Origin of the sequence: Hydrogenophaga pseudoflava, from assembly GCF_004353865.1 — a bacterium.
GTDB lineage: Bacteria > Pseudomonadota > Gammaproteobacteria > Burkholderiales > Burkholderiaceae_C > Hydrogenophaga > Hydrogenophaga pseudoflava.
In genome coordinates this window covers 24103-43801 of record NZ_CP037867.1, presented here as the reverse complement: position 1 = coordinate 43801, position 19699 = coordinate 24103, and the positions used below count along the sequence as shown (strand labels likewise).

Annotated in this window: 12 protein-coding genes; 9 read left to right on the top strand and 3 right to left on the bottom strand. The window is 70.2% G+C overall.

Annotation, left to right across the window (positions count from 1 at the left end; translation table 11 throughout):
• Positions 1-14: 14 nt before the first annotated feature.
• A complete protein-coding gene (locus tag HPF_RS00160) occupies positions 15-1925 on the bottom strand; it encodes an FAD-dependent monooxygenase (RefSeq protein ID WP_133155371.1) in 1911 nt (636 codons plus the stop codon).
• Positions 1926-2049: 124 nt separating this feature from the next.
• Here HPF_RS00160 and HPF_RS00155 point away from each other — a divergent pair, with 124 nt between their 5' ends.
• On the top strand, positions 2050-2469 hold the full coding sequence (locus HPF_RS00155) for a MarR family winged helix-turn-helix transcriptional regulator (RefSeq protein WP_133155370.1): 420 nt from the start codon (positions 2050-2052) through the stop codon (positions 2467-2469).
• Here the strand turns inward: HPF_RS00155 and HPF_RS00150 are convergent.
• The gene (locus HPF_RS00150) at positions 2438-3685 is read right to left on the bottom strand and encodes an MFS transporter (protein ID WP_133155369.1); all 1248 of its coding nucleotides are present in this window, start codon (positions 3683-3685) and stop codon (positions 2438-2440) included. The two genes, HPF_RS00155 and HPF_RS00150, sit on opposite strands and share 32 nt — an antisense overlap.
• A gap of 136 nt (positions 3686-3821) precedes the next feature.
• Between HPF_RS00150 and HPF_RS00145 the strand changes: the two genes are divergently transcribed.
• The gene (locus tag HPF_RS00145) at positions 3822-5387 is read left to right on the top strand and encodes a methyl-accepting chemotaxis protein (protein WP_133155368.1); all 1566 of its coding nucleotides are present in this window, start codon (positions 3822-3824) and stop codon (positions 5385-5387) included.
• Between the two features lie 22 nt (positions 5388-5409).
• Here HPF_RS00145 and HPF_RS00140 read toward each other — a convergent pair whose 3' ends face one another.
• Complete coding sequence (locus HPF_RS00140) at positions 5410-6075, bottom strand: nitroreductase family protein (RefSeq protein WP_133155367.1); 666 nt, start codon at positions 6073-6075, stop codon at positions 5410-5412.
• A 321-nt stretch (positions 6076-6396) separates the two neighbouring features.
• Between HPF_RS00140 and HPF_RS00135 the strand changes: the two genes are divergently transcribed.
• The 7 genes from HPF_RS00135 to HPF_RS00105 are packed head-to-tail and all read left to right on the top strand — an operon-like array spanning position 6397 to position 19675.
• Positions 6397-8928 (top strand): hypothetical protein, encoded by a 2532-nt coding sequence (locus tag HPF_RS00135; protein WP_133155366.1) that lies wholly within the window; start codon positions 6397-6399, stop codon positions 8926-8928.
• Positions 8929-8930: 2 nt separating this feature from the next.
• Positions 8931-10733: a hypothetical protein gene (locus tag HPF_RS00130; RefSeq protein ID WP_133155365.1), complete on the top strand. Its 1803-nt coding sequence runs from the start codon at positions 8931-8933 to the stop codon at positions 10731-10733.
• A 49-nt stretch (positions 10734-10782) separates the two neighbouring features.
• Positions 10783-13374, top strand: a complete 2592-nt coding sequence (locus HPF_RS00125; protein WP_133155364.1) for a hypothetical protein — start codon at positions 10783-10785, stop codon at positions 13372-13374.
• A gap of 33 nt (positions 13375-13407) precedes the next feature.
• Positions 13408-16098 carry a hypothetical protein gene (locus HPF_RS00120; RefSeq protein WP_133155363.1) on the top strand — a complete coding sequence of 897 codons (2691 nt, stop codon included), beginning with the start codon at positions 13408-13410 and terminating at the stop codon, positions 16096-16098.
• Between the two features lie 19 nt (positions 16099-16117).
• Entirely contained in the window at positions 16118-18463 is a 2346-nt protein-coding gene (locus tag HPF_RS00115; RefSeq protein ID WP_133155362.1) for a hypothetical protein, read from the top strand.
• A 3-nt stretch (positions 18464-18466) separates the two neighbouring features.
• The gene (locus HPF_RS00110; RefSeq protein WP_133155361.1) at positions 18467-19309 is read left to right on the top strand and encodes a hypothetical protein; all 843 of its coding nucleotides are present in this window, start codon (positions 18467-18469) and stop codon (positions 19307-19309) included.
• Between the two features lie 15 nt (positions 19310-19324).
• Positions 19325-19675 carry a hypothetical protein gene (locus HPF_RS00105; protein ID WP_127806600.1) on the top strand — a complete coding sequence of 117 codons (351 nt, stop codon included), beginning with the start codon at positions 19325-19327 and terminating at the stop codon, positions 19673-19675.
• Positions 19676-19699: the final 24 nt, after the last annotated feature.

The window sequence follows — 19699 nt, the reverse complement described above, 5'->3', positions numbered from 1 at the left end:
CGCGCCGCCCCACCTCAGCGCAACACCCCGGCAAAGAACGCCGAGAGTTCCTCGCGCGCATCCAGCGGCAGCACGTTCGCCACGTACTGGTCGGGCCGCACGACGATGAGGCAACCCCGCTCGCGGTGAATGCCGCGCATGTCGTAGATGTCGCCCGCACCCTTGTGGTCCACGCAGAAGACCTTCTCGTGGTCCTGCAGGCCGAGCTTGCCGGTCTTCGGCTTGAGCAGCGAGGGCATCTGCCCGTAGTCGAGCTGGTCGAAGGTGGGCTGGAAGACGGCGCGCACGTCGATGATGGCGTCGATGTCTTCGCCCTTGCGCGTGTGCTTCACGACCGGTGACTGAGGGTCGTTCTCCAGCCAGTCGGCCAGGCGGGCCATGGGTGCGCCGGACTGGCCCACGTCGCCTTGGCCCGCGAAGGCGTAGATCCGCCAGCGCGCGTCGGCCTCGGCCGCATGGCCCAGCTGCATCTGCTTGGCGTCCGACAGGCGCACCACCGGCGCGGAGTGGAAGCGGCGGCCAATCTCTTCGCCCTTGGCCAGCGCCTGGTGGGTGCCGGGTGCGAACAGGGTCGAGGTGTCGTACTTCACCGCGGTGCCGCCGGTGAATTCGAGGTTGGCCTTGAACTGGCGGATGATGCGCGGCTCTTCGGTGCCCTCGCGCTCGGCCTGCGTGGTCGGCGCGGACATGATGCGCGACCACTCGTGGTCGGTCTCGACCAGGCGCTTGGCCTCGGTCAGGCGTTCTTTCGAATAGCTGCGCAGCAGGCTCGGGTCGGCGCGACCCTGCAGCACATGCACCAGCTTCCAGCCGAGGTTGAAGGTGTCCTGCATGGACACGTTCATGCCCTGGCCGGCCTTGGGCGAGTGGGTGTGGCAGGCGTCGCCGGCGGTGAACACGCGCGGGGCGCGGTCGCTGCCTTCGGGCACGTCGTCGAACTTGTCGGTGATGCTGTGGCCGATGTCGTAGATCGACCACCAGACGATCTCCTTCACGTCCAGCGAATAGGGTTTGATGATGCGGTTCGCGGCCGCGATCATGTCGTCCTGCGTGAACTTCTTGCTCGCGGCCTTCTCGCCGTCCTTGAGCTTGTCGAGTTCGACGTACATGCGGAACACGTAGCCGCCTTCGCGCGGCAGGATCAGCACGTTGCCCTCGTTGGCCGAGGAGATCAGGCACTTCTGGCGCACGTCGGGGAAGTCGGTGTTGGCCAGGATGTCCATCACGCCCCAGGCCTGGTTGGCTGCGTCGCCGTGCAGCACGCCGCCAATCGCCTTGCGCACCGCGGAGTGCGCGCCGTCGCAGCCCACCACGTAGTTGGCGCGCACGGTGCGCGTGGCGCCCCAGTTGATGCCGGTCGAGTCCTTGAGCGTGACGGTCACCGGGTGGTCGTCGGTGGTCTCGTCGATGGTCAGGCCCACGATTTCCCAGCCGTAGTCGGGCGCCAGCCGTGAGGGCGAGTTCGCCATCACCTCCAGGAACAGCTCGTGCAGCCGCGCCTGGTTGATCAGGATGTGAGGCATCTCGGAGCTGTCGTCGGCCACGTCCTGCACCCGGCCCACGCGCCGGATGTGCGAGGGGTTGGCGGGGTCGGGCATCCAGAACGCGGTCTGGTTCACCCAGTAGGTCTCGCGCTTGACCTTGTCGGCGAAGCCGAAGGCCTGGAACATTTCCATGGTGCGCGTGTTGATGCCGTCGGCCTTGCCTTTGATGATGTTGCTGGCCATGCGCTCGACGATCAGGGTGTCGATCTCCGGGAAGGCCGCCAGCTGCGCGGCCAGGCACAGGCCGGCCGGGCCGGTGCCGGCGATCAGCACGTCCACCTTTTCGGGCAGGGGTTCGTTGACGCCCCGGTTGCGGCGGTTGGGCGCGGCCTGCTTGATGTCGGGGTTGCCGCCGCGAAAACCGTCTTTGTAGAACTGCATGGGGTGTCTCCTGATGGGAAGGTCGCCCGGGGGCGATGGGTGGGAGCAAATGATATCTATGCTTACTAATTCGTGTCAATACGGTACGTATACTTATCAATCGACTTGAAAACGGAGCGCAGGCATGGACTCACTCGACATGGCGGGGCACCTGATCCGCCGGCTGCACCAGCTGTCCACGCAGGTGTTCGTGCAGCGCACGCAGGCGGCGGGCTTCGACCTGACGCCGGTGCAGTTCGCAGCGCTGGACGCCATCGGCCACCACCCGGGCACGGACCAGGCGACCGTGGCCGAGCTGATCGCCTACGACCGCGCCACCATCGGCGGCGTGATCGAGCGGCTGGAGCAGAAGGGCTGGGTCGACCGCGTGGTCAGCGAACGCGACCGCCGCGCGCGCGTGCTGTCGCTGACGGCCGAGGGCGAGCGCATCCTCCAGGCGCTGGTGCCGGTGGTGCGCAACCTGCAGGACGAGATCCTCGCGTCCCTGGGCGAGGCAGACCGGGCGCGCTTCCTCAAGCTGGCGCGTCAGGCCGTGGGCTCGTAGGCGCCACGGCCGCGCTGCGGCGCGCCATGTGCAGCGCCAGTCCCTGCAGCAGGGCCAGCGCCAGCAGCCCGAGCCCTGCCGTGAGCCAGAGCGCGTGGCCGCCCCAGTGCGCCATGGCCAGGCCGAACAGCAGCGGCGCAAACGCCTGCGACACCCGGGCCGGCGCCATCAGCCAGCCCTGGCGCTCGCCGTAGCCCGCGGCGCCGAACACCACCAGCGGCAGCGTGCCCTTGGCAATCGTCAGGATGCCGTTGCCCATGCCGTGCATCACCGCAAACAGCCAGGCGCCCAGCGGCCCGCCCAGGGCCAGCAACGCCACGCCGATGGGGTGCCCCGCGGTGGCGAAGCGGCTGGAGAGCAGCGGGTGGGCGCGGCGCAGGAAGCCGAATTCCAGCAGCCGCCCCGCCACCTGCGCCGGCCCCACCAGCATGGCCACGCCCAGCGCGGTGGAGGCCGACAGGCCCTGCGCCTGCAACAACAGCGGCAGGTGGGCGGCCATGGCGGTGCTGGTGAACCAGGCGATGGCGAATACGGCGGCGAGCACGAGGGCCACGCCATTGCCCGCGTTTGCCTGCGTCGGTACGCGAGAGTCGGGTGCGCTGGGTGCGGACTCGGCGCGCACCGGCGGCGCCTCTTCCAACTGTCCGCGCGGCAGCAGGCTGTGCAGCGGCATGCCCAGCACGAGGTGCAGCGCAGCCCAGCCCAGGCAGGTGCCGCGCCAGCCGAATGTGTCCAGCCCCCACTGCGTGAGTGGCCAGCCCACGGTGCTGGCGAAACCGGCGATCAGCGTGATGCCGGTGATGGCGTTGCGCGCGCTGACCGGGTAGAGCCGCACCAGCGTGGCGAAGGCCGCGTCGTAGAGCCCGCTGCCCATGGCCACGCCGATCACGCACCACGCGGCCCAGACCTGCCACCCGGCCTGCGCCAGGCCCAGCGCCGCCAGGCCGGCGGCAAACAGCAGGTTGGTGACCCGCAGCACCGCGCGCCCGCCGTGGCGGTCGATGGCGCGGCCCGCGGCCGGCCCGACCAGGGCCGAGATCACCAGTGCCAGCGTGAAGGCACCGAACACCTGGGTGACCGCCAGGCCCAGCTCGGCGGCCAGCGGCGCCGCCAGCAGGGCAGGCAGGTAGTAGGACGAGGCCCAGGCCAGGGTCTGCGTGCTGCCCAGGCGCAGCACGACCCCGGTCTGGCTGGTGCGGCGGGATTCCTGGGACATGGCGTGTCGGCGGCGGTGGGTGGCGAGGTGTCCCGGATCTTAGGCCCGCCATAGTTCTTCAGGACTATTCAGCCCGCCCGCCCCGCGCCGAAGAACTCCGCATCAGGCCGCGGTGTGCGCGCGCCAGGAGTTCAGCATGTGGGGAGTGTCCAGGTTCCGGATCGGTGCGCGGCTGGCGGCCGGTTTCGGTTTGATGTTGTTGCTCATTGCGGGGCTGGTGGCCTCGTCGCTGCTGTCGTTGCGGCTGATCGGGCAGGAAAACAGCCAGCTGATCGAGCGCGAAATGGTGAAGGTGGCGGCGGTGTCGGTGATCGACACGGCCACGCGGGCCAACGGCCTGAACACCGCCGAGCTGCTGCTGGTGGAGCCCTCGCAGATACCCGTGGTGCAGGCGCGCATCGACGCCAACCGCAAGGCCATTGACGAGGCCCTGCTCACGCTGGACCGGCTGGTGGAACGGCCCGAAGGCAAGGCCGCGCTGGCCGAGCTGCGCAGCTCCCGCGCCGCCTATGTGGCCTCGTTCGTCAAGGTCGGTCCGCTGGCGAAGGAAGGCCGCATTGAGGAGGCCCAGCAGCTGCTGCGCAGCGAGACCCTGCCGGCGCTGGCGCGCCTGCAGCAACCCATCGACACCCTGCGCGCACTGCAGGACCGCCTGGCGCAGGAACATGGCCAGGCCGTGGGGCGCTCCATCGGCGGTGCCCAGCTGCTGCAGATCGGCCTGGGGGTGGCGGCGCTGGTGCTGGGCCTGCTGGCCTCGGTGGTGCTGGCCCGCAGCATCGTGCGGCCGCTGCGCGAAGGCGTGGCGGTGGCCGGTCGCATTGCGTCCGGTGACCTCACCAAGGACGTGCCGGTGCAGGGCCGCGACGAGGTGGCCGAGTTGCTGCAGTCGCTGGGGGTGATGCAGGACGGGTTGCGCAGCCTGGTGGGCCAGGTGCACCGCGGGGTGGACCATGTGGGTTCGGCCTCGGCGCAGATCGCCAGCGCCAACAAGGACCTGAGCGCCCGCACCGAGGCGCAGGCCAGCGCGCTGGAACAGTCGGCCGCGTCGATGGAGCAGCTCAGCAGCGCCATCGCCCTGAACGCCGACAGCGCGCAGGCGGCCCGCACGCTGTCCACCGACGCCTCACAGGCGGCCGAAGCCGGCGGCGAGACCGTGGCCTCGGTGGTGCGCACCATGCGCAGCATCGAAGACGCCTCGCGGCGCATCGCCGAGATCATCGGCGTGATCGACGGCATCGCTTTCCAGACCAACATCCTCGCGCTCAACGCGGCGGTGGAGGCGGCGCGGGCCGGCGAACAGGGGCGCGGCTTTGCCGTGGTGGCCTCGGAGGTGCGGGCGCTGGCCGGCCGTTCGGCCGACGCGGCGCGGCAGATCAAGCAGCTGATCGAGGCCAGCGTGGAACAGGTGGGCTCGGGCGCCGCACTGGCCGACCAGGCCGGCGCGGCGATGACCGGGGTGGTGGCATCCATCCGGCGGGTGAACCAGCTGGTGGTGGATATTGCCTCTGCCATGCAGGAACAGAGCACCGGCGTGACCCAGATGGGCGAGGCCATCACCCAGCTGGACCAGGCCACGCAGCAGAACGCGGCCCTGGTGGAGGAGACCGCCGCGGCCTCGCAGAGCCTGGACGACCAGGCCCGCGAGCTGGTGGCCTCGGTGGCGGCGTTCCAGATCGACCGCCGGGCGCTGCAGGCCGCCTGAGGCCCGCCGCCGCCCGGGCGGATCACTTCACTTCGGTGACGAACTGTTCCAGCGGGCGGCGCACCTTCTTCAGGTTCACCAGCCAGTCGCCGTCGGTGGCGCGGTAGCCCAGCGGCACGATGGCCACGCTGCGCAGGCCGCGCTCGCGCAGCTTCAGGATCTCGTCCAGCTTGGCGGGGTCGAAGCCTTCCATCGGCGTGGCGTCCACTTCTTCAAACGCGGCGGCGATCAGAGCGGCGCCCAGGCCGATGTAGGCCTGGCGGGCGGCGTGCTCGAAGTTCACCTGCGCGTCGCGCTGCGGGTAGCTGTTCAGCAGCATCTGGCGGTAGTTCTCCCAGCCCTCATTGGTGAAACCGCGCTCGGTGTTCACCAGGTCGAACATGTGGTTGATGCGCTCGGCCGTGTAGGTGTCCCAGGCGGCGAACACCAGCAGGTGCGAACCGTCGGTGATCTGGGCCTGGTTCCAGGCGATGGGCTGGATCTGTTCGCGCACGGCCTTGCTGGTGACGACGATGATTTCAAAAGGCTGCAGGCCGCTGGAGGTGGGCGCCAGGCGCGCGGCCTCGACGATGCGGTCCACCTTGTCCTGCGGCACGGCGCGGGCCGGGTCCATCTTCTTGGTGGCGTAGCGCCATTGCAGTTTGTCCAGCAGGACGGGGGCGTGGGTGGGTTGCGACAGGTCGCTCATGAAAAGGGTGCTCCGGGGAGGTGGGGCGCCCGCACCGTGCGGGCACATGAGGAAATCATGACGCGGTGCAGCAAACAGCGCTGGCGCCCGCGGGGAAAACGGGAACCGGAACGCCTTTGTTCCTGCCGCCCGGCGGCGCGGCGGCGGATCGGTTATACGGGCGCGGACTTGTCCTCAAAACGGGTGATCCCTGCGGCCGCCGGTCCCTAGTCGGAAGGATGTCACCGCCGTTCTGCACTCCTACATTGGGTCCCCTCCCCCCGCCGCGCTGGTCCGTCCACCGGGTCAGGGCCACCGGGGGCACCTCTTGCAGGAGCGGACATGGCAAGCGACGAGCAGGTTCTGTTGATGAGCAACCAGCTGCAAGCTTTCGAGCTCAAGACGCTGCTGCTCACGCCCAAGGTGCATCCGGTGACGACAGCGGCTGCACAGGCCCCGGTGCCGGTGAGCCCGGACGGCTCCCTTCAGCCCCAGGTGCTCTACGAGGCATCGGACGATGCCGGCGCCCGGTACCAGCTGCCGCGCTACGAATGGAACACGGTGGGCGGGCGCCACACCTCCCGGTTGCGCCTGCGCACGGCCGACGACGACCCGCTCGGTCCGCTGGGCTGGCTGAACATCGAGCTGCTGGCGGTGCACGCCGTCGATGCGCGCTTTGCCATGCGCACGCTCGAGCACACCGCCACGCTGCGGCTGGGTTACGAAATGCCGGTGGTGGCGGCGGCCGACCCGGCGCCGCCGACCTGGGAGGGCCAGTGGGAAAACACCGATGCGGCCACGCGGGGCATGACCCGCCTGCTGATCGGGCGGCGGGCCGACGGCGGCTGGTTCATGCACGGCTTCGGCAAGTGCCACCCCAGCGACTGCGACTGGGGCGAGACCACGGCCATGCCCTCGGGCGACGCGCTGACCGGGGTCTACGCCTTCGGCTTCAAGGTCACCACCCTCACCGCCCGCCGCAGCGGCCAGACGCTGGTGGTGGACGTGCTGGACGACTACACCGACGCCGATGGCCGCACCGACCGCCTGAGCAACTACGTCATGGCCCGCTCGGTGGCCGCCGCGCCGGCGCAGCCGCTGATCTGGGAGGCGCTCGGCCCGCTGAACCCGCTGGGCGGCAGCATGCACCGCTGCACGCTGCCCTTCCATGCCCAGGAGGACTACGACCGCATCCACCAGATCATCACCTCGCCGGTGCACCGCGCCCGGCTGGAGGTGGTGTGCAAGGCCACGATCGGCCAGCGCACCTGGCAGCAGTGGTGGCTGCACGACCGGCCGGCGGTGGCCCCGCTGCAGCCGGACATCGACATGGTTCGCATCAGCCCCGCGGTGCTGAGCACGCTGCGCACCCAGCCGCTGGCAGTGGCGGCGGCGGGGCCGCGGATGCCCGCGATCGCCAGCCTGCGGGCCGACCGCGCCAGCACCGCCACGCGGGCACTCGCGCGGGGCGTACGGCGCCCGCACCACAACCCCGATCTGGACGAGGCGCTGTCCCGGGAAGAGACGGCGCGCGTGCTGCGCACCCTGCCGCGGCGCGTGGCCATCGACAAGAAGGGCCGGCCAGTGCTGGTGCGGCGCGAGGTCGAATGCACGCAGTCGCTGGCCTGCACCTTCGACCCCCAGGCCGACGGCTACATGCTCGATGCGCCGCGCGACCCCTCGCAGGCCCATGTGCTGTTCAAGCACGACCTGGTGGCCGAGGGCCAGAGCGTGACCTTCTTCCAGGATTCGCTGGTGCGCGACCAGGTCTACTACGAGCCGCAGGAGTTTCGGCTCGCGCGCAGCGACGCCAGCCCCTTCCTGCCCTCGCTGGTGTTCGCCATCACCGACGTGGCCACCGAGAGCGAGGCGCTGTCCTACCGGGTGCGCCTGGCGTTCCAGGCGCGGCCGCACCTCGGTCAGGCCTTCCTGCTGCTGGCGCGCCAGCGCTTTGGTCCCGCGGCGCGGCTGACCGCGCTCACCCCCCGGTCGGCCCGGCTCACCCTGGGCGTGCCGACCGCCGACGGCGCGCCCCCGGCGCTGCAGGAGCGGCCCGACGCGGTGATCCGCTTCGACGAGGGCATCACCGACGAGCTGTCGCTGGACGAGGCGCAGTTCGTGCGCCTGGCGGCCGCCTTCCAGTCGCCCGCGGGCATCGGCATGCAGGGCTGGGTGACGGCCACCATCAGCGACGGCACGCAGGTCGACATCCCGCTGGTGGTCTCGCTCAAGGACAACACCGGCAGCGTGTTCGATCCCCAGCTGCTGCGCCCCGACCCCGACGGCGTGCCCGGCCACCACGTCGTGACCCTGCGCAACCGCATCGAGAGCCCGGTGCGCGTCAACGGGGTCCACCCGCAGGAGCTGGGCGTGTGGACCGACCCGGCCACCGGTGTCGCGCAGACCGTGACCGTGCGCCCCCTGGAGCTGCCACCGGTCGCTGCGGTGGCGCCGGGCCAGACCCTGGACCTGCGCCTGGCCGTCGAGCCCGCGGCCTTCCCGCTGCTGTCGGTCAGCCCGGCGCTGGACCTGGACATCCAGCCCGACCTCGCCCGGCTCATGGGCCAGCTCACCGTCACCGAGGCCTTCACCGAGGCCACGTTCGAGGTGCAGGTGTCGGCCAGCCCGCTGTTCTTCGGTCCCGGTGCGCTGACGTCGCTGCGGGTCAAGTTCGACGACGGTCCGGTGGTGACGCTCGACGCCGGCACGCTGGTGCAGACGGTGAGCCTGCGCAAGCCGGTGGTGGCGCGCATCCTGGGCCTGGAGCCTGGTTACCGCTACCGGCTGGTGGCGGTGGATGCGCGGGGTGGCGAACGCGTGCACGACGGACTGGCCGGGGTCGGCCATCTGCAGGTGACGTTGCCGCAGGAGTGACCATGATGCTCACCCGGCCGCTGCCCGACTTCCCGGACGTGTTCCCCGACCACCGGGACGCGCACCGGCTGTATGTCCTGCCGGACCGCGTGGCACTGGCGCTGGACGCCGACGGCCTGCCGCGCTTCACGCTGCTGCGCCGCACGACGGACGACGGCACGGCGCAGGACGGCGGGCTGCTGCAGGCCTTTCTGGCGCTGGACCACGCCGGCCTCGACGCCCTGGCGCTTGAGCCGTCGCTGGCCGGCCATGCGCTGGAGCCCGCGCCGGTGGCGCAGGCCGAGGCCCGCCTGGTGCTGCGCGGCGTGTCGGGCGACCTGGTGCAGGCGTCCGGTCAGTGGCAGCCCGTGGCCGTGGGCTCGGCCGATGCCCTCTCGCTCACCCATCACCTGGGCCCGGACGACACCCGCATCGTCACGGCACTGGTGCGCGAGGCCGAGGCCGGCGGGCCGGAACCGGTGGAGCTGGAGCTGCGGCTGCGCGTGCCGGGGCTGCGGCCCGGCCTGCCCTGGGTGGTGACGACCACCGGCACCACCCTGCACGACCAGCTGCAGGCCCTGCTGCCCGCCGATGCGCCGGCCAGCGCCCGGGACCTCGACCGCGCCTTCCTGAGCCTGCCAGCGGGCCTGCTGCGCTGGCAGCCGCTGCTGGACGACGCGGTACCGGCCGACACCGAAGCACTGGCGCTGCAGGCCGCGCGCAGCGCGCGCCAGAGCCTGTTCCGCCGCGTGGGCGAGGGCTTCGAGTGGCACCCCGGGGTGCCGCTGACCGACGCGGTCGACGGCCTCTCGTGGCGCCTGGACCTGCCCCTGCCCGACACCGTCGAGCGGCGCCTGGGCTGGTCGGTGAGCGAGGCCCACCGCCAATGGGCCGGGAACGCCCTGGCCTTTCCGGTGGTCACGCCGTTCCGCCCCATGCAGCGGGTCACGGTGCACGTGCTCTGCGCCCTGCCCCTGCACCCCCGCGGCCTGGCCCAGCTGGACGTGGAGCTGCGCTACCGCGGTCCCAGCGGGGCCTGGGTGCACCACACCTTCCGCTTCGATGCCCGCACCGGGCTGCACGCCCTGTCGGTGGTCGGCCCCGCCTTCGGTGCCGGCCTGGAACTGTCGCACCGCACGCTGGCGGTGGTGGCCCGGGAAGGGCAGCTGCCGCTGACGCTGTCGTCGCCGGACTTCGTGCCGGTGCAGGGCCTGCAACTGGTGATCGGCGAGGCGGAGGCCGGCGTGCGCCCGGTGCCGGTGGCGGCCGACCCCTCGCTCTGGGCCCACGCCGTGGCGGTGCGGCTGGTGGTGACTCCCGCCAGCGGCCCGACCCGATCCATCGAACTGAACCCGCAGACCCCGGACGCCTGGGTGTGCCTGACCGGCGACGAGCGCCTGACCCCGGTGACGGCCCAGGCCATGGCCCGCGCGGGCGACGGCGCGGAGCAACCCTGCTGGTCCGGCACCTTGCCGACAGAGGGTCTGCGCCTGAACGGCTGGGCGCTGGAGCCCACGGCGCCAGAAACGGTCGACCTGCGCCTGGCCGAACCGCTGGCCGGGGCGACGGCGCTGGTGGCGGTGGAGCTGCTGGCCAGCGACACCGTGCCCGCCGACGGCGCCAGCGGCACCCTGCTGACGCTGGAGGCGGGGCAGGCACGCCGCTGGTCCTACTGGCGCCGCAGCCTGCTGCAGCCCCGTTCCTACGCCTGGCGCCTGCACTGGGTCGGCCGCGACCCGGCCACTGGCGCCACCCGCCCGCTGCGCGTCGGCCCCTGGCGCGTGGACCAGACCCCCGAACTGCTCGTCGAGCAGGTGCCGACATGAACCCGCGCCCCACCGCCCCGGTGCGCCCACCCTCCACAGAGGTGACCCCATGCTGAAAGTCCCCGCCTTCCGAACCGTCGACGGCGTCACCGTCTACGCCGACGACACGCTCTGGCACCGCTTCTACCCCGTGGCAGACCAGCCCCGGGTGCGCCTGGACGCCGACGGCCAGCCGGTGTTCCTGCTGGTCAAGTACGCGCTGTCCGACGAGGAGCTGGCGCGCAACCCCACGCTGCCGCGCGGCGGCGGCTACCTCAACGTCGACGTGGTGTTCGAGCTGGACGACGCGCAGCGCGAGGCAGTGCGCGCCAACCTGCAGGCCTGGGTGGACACCGAGTTCGCGCGCCGCCAGGCCGGCAGTGCCGAGGAGAAGGCTTCGGTGCAGGGCATGACCGCACCACCGCCGGTGGACTTCGGCACCCCCACCTACACCGGCGGCACGGTGGCCATGGACGCGCCGCAGACCAGCGTGCTGGTGAGCAAGCGCGTGGCCAGCGGCGCGCCGTCCCTGCTGGCCGACAACGTCTCGGTGTTCAGCATGGACCTCACCAGCGAGGGCGCCACCTTCATGGAGCGCACCCTCACCGGCGGTGGCGGGGCCGCCGGAGCCTCCGACCTGACGCCGATCCAGGTGCGCTACGACCTGAGCTTCTGGGCCCGCCTGCCGCCGGTGCGCATCCATGTGAAGGCCGACTCGCAGCGCATGTACGAGCAGGTGCGCAAGATCATGGACGGCGCCGGCGTCGACCACTGCACCACCTACGACTTCCAGCACAGCGACATCGACACCGCCTCGGCCGAGGTGGCCGGCCTGATCACGGTGCAGATCGACACCGGCAGCGGCTCGCTCGACGACGCGGTGATCGCCGAGCTGCGGCGCTACGCGCTGGAGGTGATGCAGCAGCTGGTGGAGTCGAACTTCTTCACCGACGACCCGGCCGAGGCGCACCGGCCCTCGGGTTCGGGCGACGTGCCCGACGAGGCGCTCTCGGGCCGCCGGGACAAGACCAAGAAGTACCTGCGCAAGCAGCAGGACAGCATGCACGTGAAGCTGGAACTGAGCCTGGAGCAGAACAGCGTGGTGCCCTGGCCCATCCACCCGCAGGGCACGCTGCAGACCTTCTTCCGCGGCATGTCGGCGGCGCAGATCGCGAACTTCGTGCGCGTGGTGGTGCTGGACGATCCGGTGTTCCAGTCGCTCAACCTCACGGCCCGCGTGTTCGCGCCCTTCGACGCCGCGGGCCTGGAAGCGGTCGAGGTCGAAGTGCGCTACGCCGGCCGCGACGCCAACGGCGACCGCCAGGAAAAGCTCAAGACCTTCACCTTCACCGGCAACCAGCCGCAGAAGTGGGAACCCAAGCTGATCGGCGACGAGCGCGGCTACGAATACCGCTACCGCTTCAAGTTCGCCGGCCGGGCGTTCGGCTCGTTCACCCGCTGGGAAGCCGCCAGCCGCAACGACCTCAACATCTCCGTGCCGGCCGCCGGCCGGGTGTTCGTCGAGGTGCGCGCGGGCGACATCGACTTCGAGAACCAGGTGCGCCAGGTGCAGGTGCTGCTGGCCTACGAGGACCCGGCCGCCGGTGTGCCGCGCCAGGAACAGACCGTGCTGTTGGACAAGACCAGCACCAGCGGTGTGTACGACCGGCAGATTTTTGAACCGCGCGCGCGCCCGGTGCTCTACCGCCAGCGCTTTCGGATGCTCAGCGGCGAGGTGGTGGAAGACCCCGACTGGCAGGAACTCTCCGGCCACCAGCTCATCGTCAACCAGCCGGCCCGCGGCCTGCTGCGCGTGCGCCTGCTGCCCGCCGGCGACGGCTGGGACGCGGTGGCCCAGGTGATCGTCGACCTGCGCTACGAGGACGCCCCCAATGGCCTGCGGCGCGAGGAAAGCCTGGTGCTCAAGACCAGCCAGGAGTTCCGCACCTGGGAAGCGGCGCTGCGCGACCAGAACCGCCGGGGCTTCGAGTACCGCGTGCACGCCAGCTTCAAGGACGGCCGCTTCCAGCAGGGACCGTGGCAGAGCCACACGGGCGAGGAGACCCTGCCCATCGTGGTCCAGGCGCCGCCGCGCCACCAGATCCAGATCATTCCCGACCGGCTCGATCTGGCCGCCGCGCCGCTGACCGAGGTCGGCCTGACCCACCTGCCCACCGGCCGGCAGGAGACCTTCGTGTTCCGGGCCAAGCAGCCGGTGGTGTGGAACGTGGACGTGCCCGCCGGCACACCGGTGCGCTACCGCGTGCAGGTGACGCACTTCCCGGCCACCGGCGACCCGGTGGTGCTGCCGCCCTTCGAGGAAGAGGACCCGGTGCTCGTGCTGCCGCCCTACCAGCCGCCCCGGCCGGGCTCGCTCACGGTGCAGCTGGTCGGCGCGCTGATCGATTTCGCCCAGACACCGCTGGTGACGGTGGACCTGCGCTACCAGGACGAGGTGCACGGCATCGACGCCAGCCACGCGGTGGCCTTCAGCGAGCGCGCGACGCTGAGCTGGACGGTCGAGGTTGGCGACCTCAGTCGCCGCTTCTACAGCTACCAGATCACCTACTTCGTGGCGCCCGACCAGACGCCCCACACCCTGCCGCTGGCCCACACCGACAAGCCCTTGCTGGTGATTCCGCGCTGGCAGCCCGCACCCTGACCCCACCGCACACCCACCGCCAGGAGAACCACCATGCTCAAAGTGCCCGCCTACGCGTATTTCGAAGACCTGCGCGTCACCGTCTACCAGGACGACACCATGTTCTGGAAGTTCTACGTGATCCCGGACTACATCTCGGTCCGGCGCGACCAGAACGACAACCCGGTCTTCCTGCTCATCAAGTACGCCTTCGGCGACCAGGACCGGGTGGCCAACCCGGCGCTGGGGCGCGGCGGCGGCTTCATGGCCTTCGACGTGGAAATGCGGGTGGCCGAGCAGGACCAGGCCGCGCTGGTGCAGCGCCTGCAGGACCTGGTGGACGACGAGTACCGGCGCCTCAAGGCCCTGGCCGAGGCCCACAACGAACGGGTCGAGGGCATGCGCCTGAGCAGCTGGGCCTACGCCAACAACCGGTCCATGAGCACCTCGCTGTCGATCCACGACGTCAAGCTCGGGCTGCGGCCGGACGCGCCCGAAGCGCCGCCCGGCAACAAGCCGCCCACGGTGATCCTCTCGGTGCCCACCTGGACCGAAGGCACGTTCAGCGTGAGCGCGCCGCAGGCCGCCTCGCTGGTCAGCCACCGCGTGGTCGAAGGCCCGCTGTCGCTGGTGGGCAGCAACGTGGCCAGCGCCAACATGGACCTGACCGAGGCCGGCGCGACCTTCATGGAGAAGACCCTGGTCAACCGCGACGGCACGGGCGGCAGCGACCTGACGCCGATCCAGGTGCGCTTCGACCTCAAGATGTGGGCCCGCCTGCCGCCGGTGCGCCTGTCCATCGAGGCCGACACGCGCAGCGTCTACCAGGGCCTGCGCGCGGTGATGCACGACTTCGAGGGCAACGAATGCAACGAGGACGAGCTCTACCACTTCGACCAGCACCTGAAGATGGCGGTGGAGTCCAACCTGATCAAGATCAGCTTCGACACCGGCACGCTCAAGCTCGACGACAAGTTCGTCAACGAGCTGCGCGCCACGGCGATGGAGATCGTCACCAACCTGATGGAAGAGAAGTTCTTCAAGAAGGAGGACGCGCCCGCCGCCACCGAAGACCCGGTGGCCATGGACGACGAACGCAAGGTGTACTTCTTCAAGTCCGAGCAGGAGATGGAGTTCACCTCCATCGCCTACCACGAGGAGATCAGGAGCATCGCCGAGTGGCCGGTGCACCCGCAGGGCACCATGCAGTCCTTCTTCGCCGGCATGTCGGCCCAGGAGATCGGCAAGTACGTGCGCGTGGCCGACCTCAACGACCCCTTCTTCATGACGCTGGGCCTGAAGGTCTCGGCCTTCGCCGACTGGGAGCACAACCCGATTGCCTTCGTCGAGGCGCAGGTGCAGTACGAAGGCCGCGACGAGAACGGCGACATGGTGGAGAAGCAGCAGACCTTCACCTTCAGCAAGGACAGCACGCGCGGCGAGTGGGACCCCAGCCTGATCGGTGCCAAGCGCGAGTACCAGTACCGCTACCGCATCGCCTTCCAGGGCAAGCCGCCCGGCGAGTTCACGCGCTGGGAGCGCGAGCGATCGCCGCAGCTCAACCTCTCGATACCCGACGCGGGCCGGGTCCACGTGCGCCTGCTGGCGGGGCAGATCGACTTCGCGCAGACGGTCGACCAGGTGCAGGTGGAGGTGGCCTACGCCGACACCAGCTCGGGCGTGAACGAGGAGATCGAGACCTTCCGCCTGCTCGACGGCCAGCAGGAACAGACCTACAACCGCGTCATCTTCACCAACTGGGACCGGCCGGTGCGCTACCGCTCGCACTTCTTCCTCAAGGACGGCCAGCGCATCGAGACCGACTGGACCGAGACCACGGCCCGGCAGCTGCTGATCAACGCGCCGCTGTACGACAAGCTGGACGTGCGGCTCGTGCCCACGGGCGACTGGGCCGGCGTGGTGCAGTCGGTGGTGAGCCTGCGCTACGAGGACGCGGCCAACAACTACCGCGCCGACGAGGCCTTCTCGCTCAAGGCCATCAACGAGTTCAAGACCTGGTCGGTGGTGCTGCGCAACAGCCAGGTGCGCCAGTTCGAATACAAGGTGCTGACCACCTTCCAGAACGGTGACCTGCGCGAGGGGGAGTGGACCCGGATGGACGGCGACCAGGCCCTGCCCATCGTGGTGCGCACCGTGCCGCAGCTGGTGGTCAAGCTGCTGCCCAACGTGGTGGATTTCGACACCAGCCCGGTGGTGGAGACCACGATGCGCTACGCCGACGCGGCCAACAGCATCCAGAAGGTGGAGACCTTCACCTTCGTCAAGGGCGACAAGATCGAGGAGTGGCGCGTGCCGATCGCCGACAACAGCCCGCGCCAGTACCGCTACCAGGTCACCTTCCACACCGCCGACGGCCGCACCGTGAAGGAGCCCGAGGTGGTGGACGACCGGACCGAGGTGGTGCTGCCCCGGCTGCTCACGCCCGAGATCAAGGTCACGCTGCTGCCGCGCTTCGTCAGCTTCATCGACACGCCGGTGGTGGAGGTGAGCGTGCGCTACGAGGACGCGGCCAACCAGATCCGCTTCAACGATTCCTTCCTGTTCACCGAGCCGGTCGACCAGGTGTTCCGCATCCCCGTGCGGGCGGATTCGCCGACCGGGTACGAGCTGCAGATCACCTACTTCAACAAGGACGGCACGGCCTTCCCGCAGACGCCGGTGCGCACGGACAAGAAGCACTTTCCGCTGCCCAGGTTCGTGCCCGAGCTGGCGCCCCAGCCCTGACCCCTGACAGGAGAACACCATGCTCTCGTTCGGCCCACCCTATTTCCAGGTCGAGGGGATGACGGTCATGAGTGACTTTCACGACCCTCTGCAGTTCTATTACTTCCCCAACCGGCCCAAGCTCTCGGTGGACGAGCAGGGCCGCCCCGCGATCCGCTTCATCATCCTCAAGGAAGCCCAGGACGAGATCGAGCGCAACCCCGACGGCACGGCCGCCGAGGACGACGTGGCGGGCTTCCTGGTGTTCGACACCGACCTGGCCTGGGACAGCGAGGCAGTGCGCAAGGCCGAGCGCTTCATCAAGCGCGAGATGGACCTGGCCGACACGCCGCGGCTGGCGCCCCTGCCCTACAAGGGCGGCACCGTGCAGCTGACCTTTCTGGACCGCACCACCGAGCTGCCCAAGCCGGTGGACCCCACCAACCCGAACCCGCCGCCACCGCCGGCCGACCCGGTCGATGCCCAGCAGCGCTGGGTGCCCTTCCTCAAGTCCAGCGGCGTGCCCTCGTTGTACGGTGACAACCGGGCCATCTTCAGCGCCATGCTCAGCCGAAAGGCCACCAAGCTGCTCTACGGGGCCTTCGAGGGCTTCATGCCGGCGGGCGTGGTCTACAACCTGGAGTTCGTGGGCATGCAGACCGCCTACCGCGTCGACGTGCAGGCCGACTGGGAACAGGCCTACCACTTCATCCAGGAGCACTTCGGCCTCGACCTCGTGTTCGTCACGGTCGACCTGGACGACATCGTCGAGCGGCTGGAGGAAAAAAAAATCATCAACATCACGGCCTCGCTGGAGCTTGAAGGCGAAGAAGCGGCGGTGGTGGAGGAGGAGTTCAACCAGGTGCGCAAGGACCTGACCGAGCTGGTGCTGGAGAAGTTCTTCGAGCCGGTGCCCAACCCCAACGAGGCCACACCCGACGACCAGACCGTGAGCACCGTGCTCAGCACCGCGCGCCAGGTCCGCAACATCGTCCACCTCTGGCCCAGCGCGGGCTACAGCCGGCGCGAGGTGAGCACCGAGGAGCTGCGTTCGATCCAGGTCGACTACACGGTCAACAAGGCGGTCTCGCGCAAGATCGCCCCGCAGGCGCACATCAGCCTGTTCTTCGAGGACTTCGGCCTGACGAAGGAGGACGTGGTGACCGTGGTGGACGGCAACGACGCGCTCTGGAACACCACCAGCTTCGACGCGCTGGTCAACGCCGACTACGCCGGCGACGCCATCCACAGTGTGGCGCTGGACGTGCAGTACCGCGCGCCCGACCAGTTCGATCCGCTGGCCGACCCGGACGCCGAATGGTCCTTCCTGTTCGACTCGCCCGAGGACCGTGTCAAACGCTCTTCCTGGTACAACCCGGACATCGGGCACCAGTACTTCTACCGCTACAGCGTCTTCTTCAAGCCCTCGGCCCTGCCCGGCCCGACCCACAGCGTGAGCAGCGGCTGGCGCCCGCACGACTCGCAGCTGCTGGTGATCTCGCCCGACGAGCTGTACCGGCGGCTGGCGCTGGAGGTGCAGGTCGACACCAGCTTCCCATGGGACCGCTACTCCGGCGTGTTCGTGCACCTGCGGCACAGCACCGGGGCGTGGACCCACGAGGACTCCAAGCTGCTGCACAAGGGCGACAGCAGCTTCCGCATGGCGCTGCGCACCGACAAGGCGGCGGACCCGGGCATCGACTACCGGCTGAGCTACCTCAAGGCCGGTGGCGGCACGGTGGAGGAAGGCTGGCAGCGCACGTCCAGCGACCTGGTGATCATCCGCGACCCGATGCCGCCGCGCCCCAAGGTGCGCATCGTCGTGGCGGGCGACCGCACGCGCATCCTCAACCTGATCGTCGACCTGCGCTACAGCGACCCGGCCAACGGCGTCGCCGCCAGCGAGTCCGTCGTGTTCGACACCAGCAACATCCACACCGCCCAGGTGTGGGAGATCCCGGTGGTCGATCCGGCCAAGCGCCGCTACGAGTATGGCCAGACCATCATCGACGTCGACGGCAACGTCACGTCCACCGGCTTCCAGCAGGAGGACAAGAGCACGCTCACCGTGGGCGAGACCTTCGTCAAGCTGATGGAGGTGCAGCCCGAGCTGGTGGGGCCGCCGCTGTCAGTCAACGGCGTCGAGCGCATCGTGCTGACCCTGCGCTACGACGACGACGCCAACAACGTGCACGAGGAGGACCAGCAGTCCTTCGTGCAACCCGGCATCGGCGCGCCCTGGCGCGTCAAGCTGCAGGACGCGTCCCTGCGCGACTACACCTACGAGCTGACCTACGTGCTCAACACCGGCTTTGAAAAGAGCTCCGGCCGGCGCTCGACGCGCGACCGCTTCCTCATGCTCTCGACCGTTCCACCCAGGGGCTGAATCATGCAGACCACACCCTCATGGATGCAGCACGCGGGCCTGCTGGCCGGACTCGGGCCGCGCGCCTTCGTGCCCCGGGTCGAGGGCGACGCGCTGGCGACCGACCTGTCTTTCCGCACCTGCATCGAGGCCGGCAGCGGCGCGCTGGTGTCGGTGCAGGCGCCGGGCGCGCGCCGACTCAACCTCTGGACCCGGCGCCCGTCCGCCCCGGGTGCGCAGCGCTGGACCCACTGGCTGGACGGCCAGGAGGTGGGCCAGGTGGTGATCGGTGCCCCCGGCTGGCAGCCGCAGGAATGGGGCTGGGAGCGTCCGCAGCAGGGCCTGCACCAGCGCGTGGGCGCGCTGGCGACCCTCTACCGCATCGACGCCGACCACAAGACCGAGCCCTGGTTTTCCTACCACCTGCCGCGCCAGGCCGACGCGGCCGATGCGCTGCGCCTGCTGGGCCTGTCGAGGGCCTGGTCGACGGTGGCCGATGTCTGGGCGACCCTGCTGGGCCGCCCCCTGCCGCCGCGCAGCCGGCCCTGGAGCCTGGGCCTGCGCGGTCCCGGTGGCGACCAGCCCGCGCTGCGGGTGGCCAGCAGCCTGTGGGCGCTGGTGCCGGAGACGCGGGACAAGTGCGACCGGCTGACCGAGGCGGTGCACAGCCTGGGGGGCGACGGCTGCTTCGCCCAGGCGCTCTACAAGCTGCTGGCACCGGACCTGCCGGACCCGCCGTCGCAGGTGATCGGCGCGGCCCTTGAAATCAGCCTGCACCCCGACGGTTCGCTGGAGACGGTGCACTTCGTGCTGCGCGGCCCCAAGCAGACCCTCCACCACGGCGGCCACGCGCCGCCGCTTCACTGACCACCGGAGCGCCCCATGGACAACGACGACACCTCCTACCTGAACAAGATCGACGCACCGACCAGCCTGCAGATCCGCCTGCTGGCGCCGCAGGACAACCCGGTGGTCGACGTGCTCCTGCAATGGGCGTCCACGCCCACCGCGGCCGACCTGGATCAGGTGGCCCGGCTCGGCGGTGTCTGGAACCGCCCGCCCACGGCCGCGGCGGGCCCCGCGCCCACCGACCTGCAGACCTTGCGGCTGCCGCTGCGGGCGCTGGCCGAGCTGGCGCGCCTGCCATCGGTCCGCGCGCTGTCGGCCGCCGCGCCGCTGGCACCGGACACGGACGGCGGGCCACCCGCCGACGGCGTCCGGCCAAACCCCTGACGGCCGGCGCACCCGCCCTCCCTT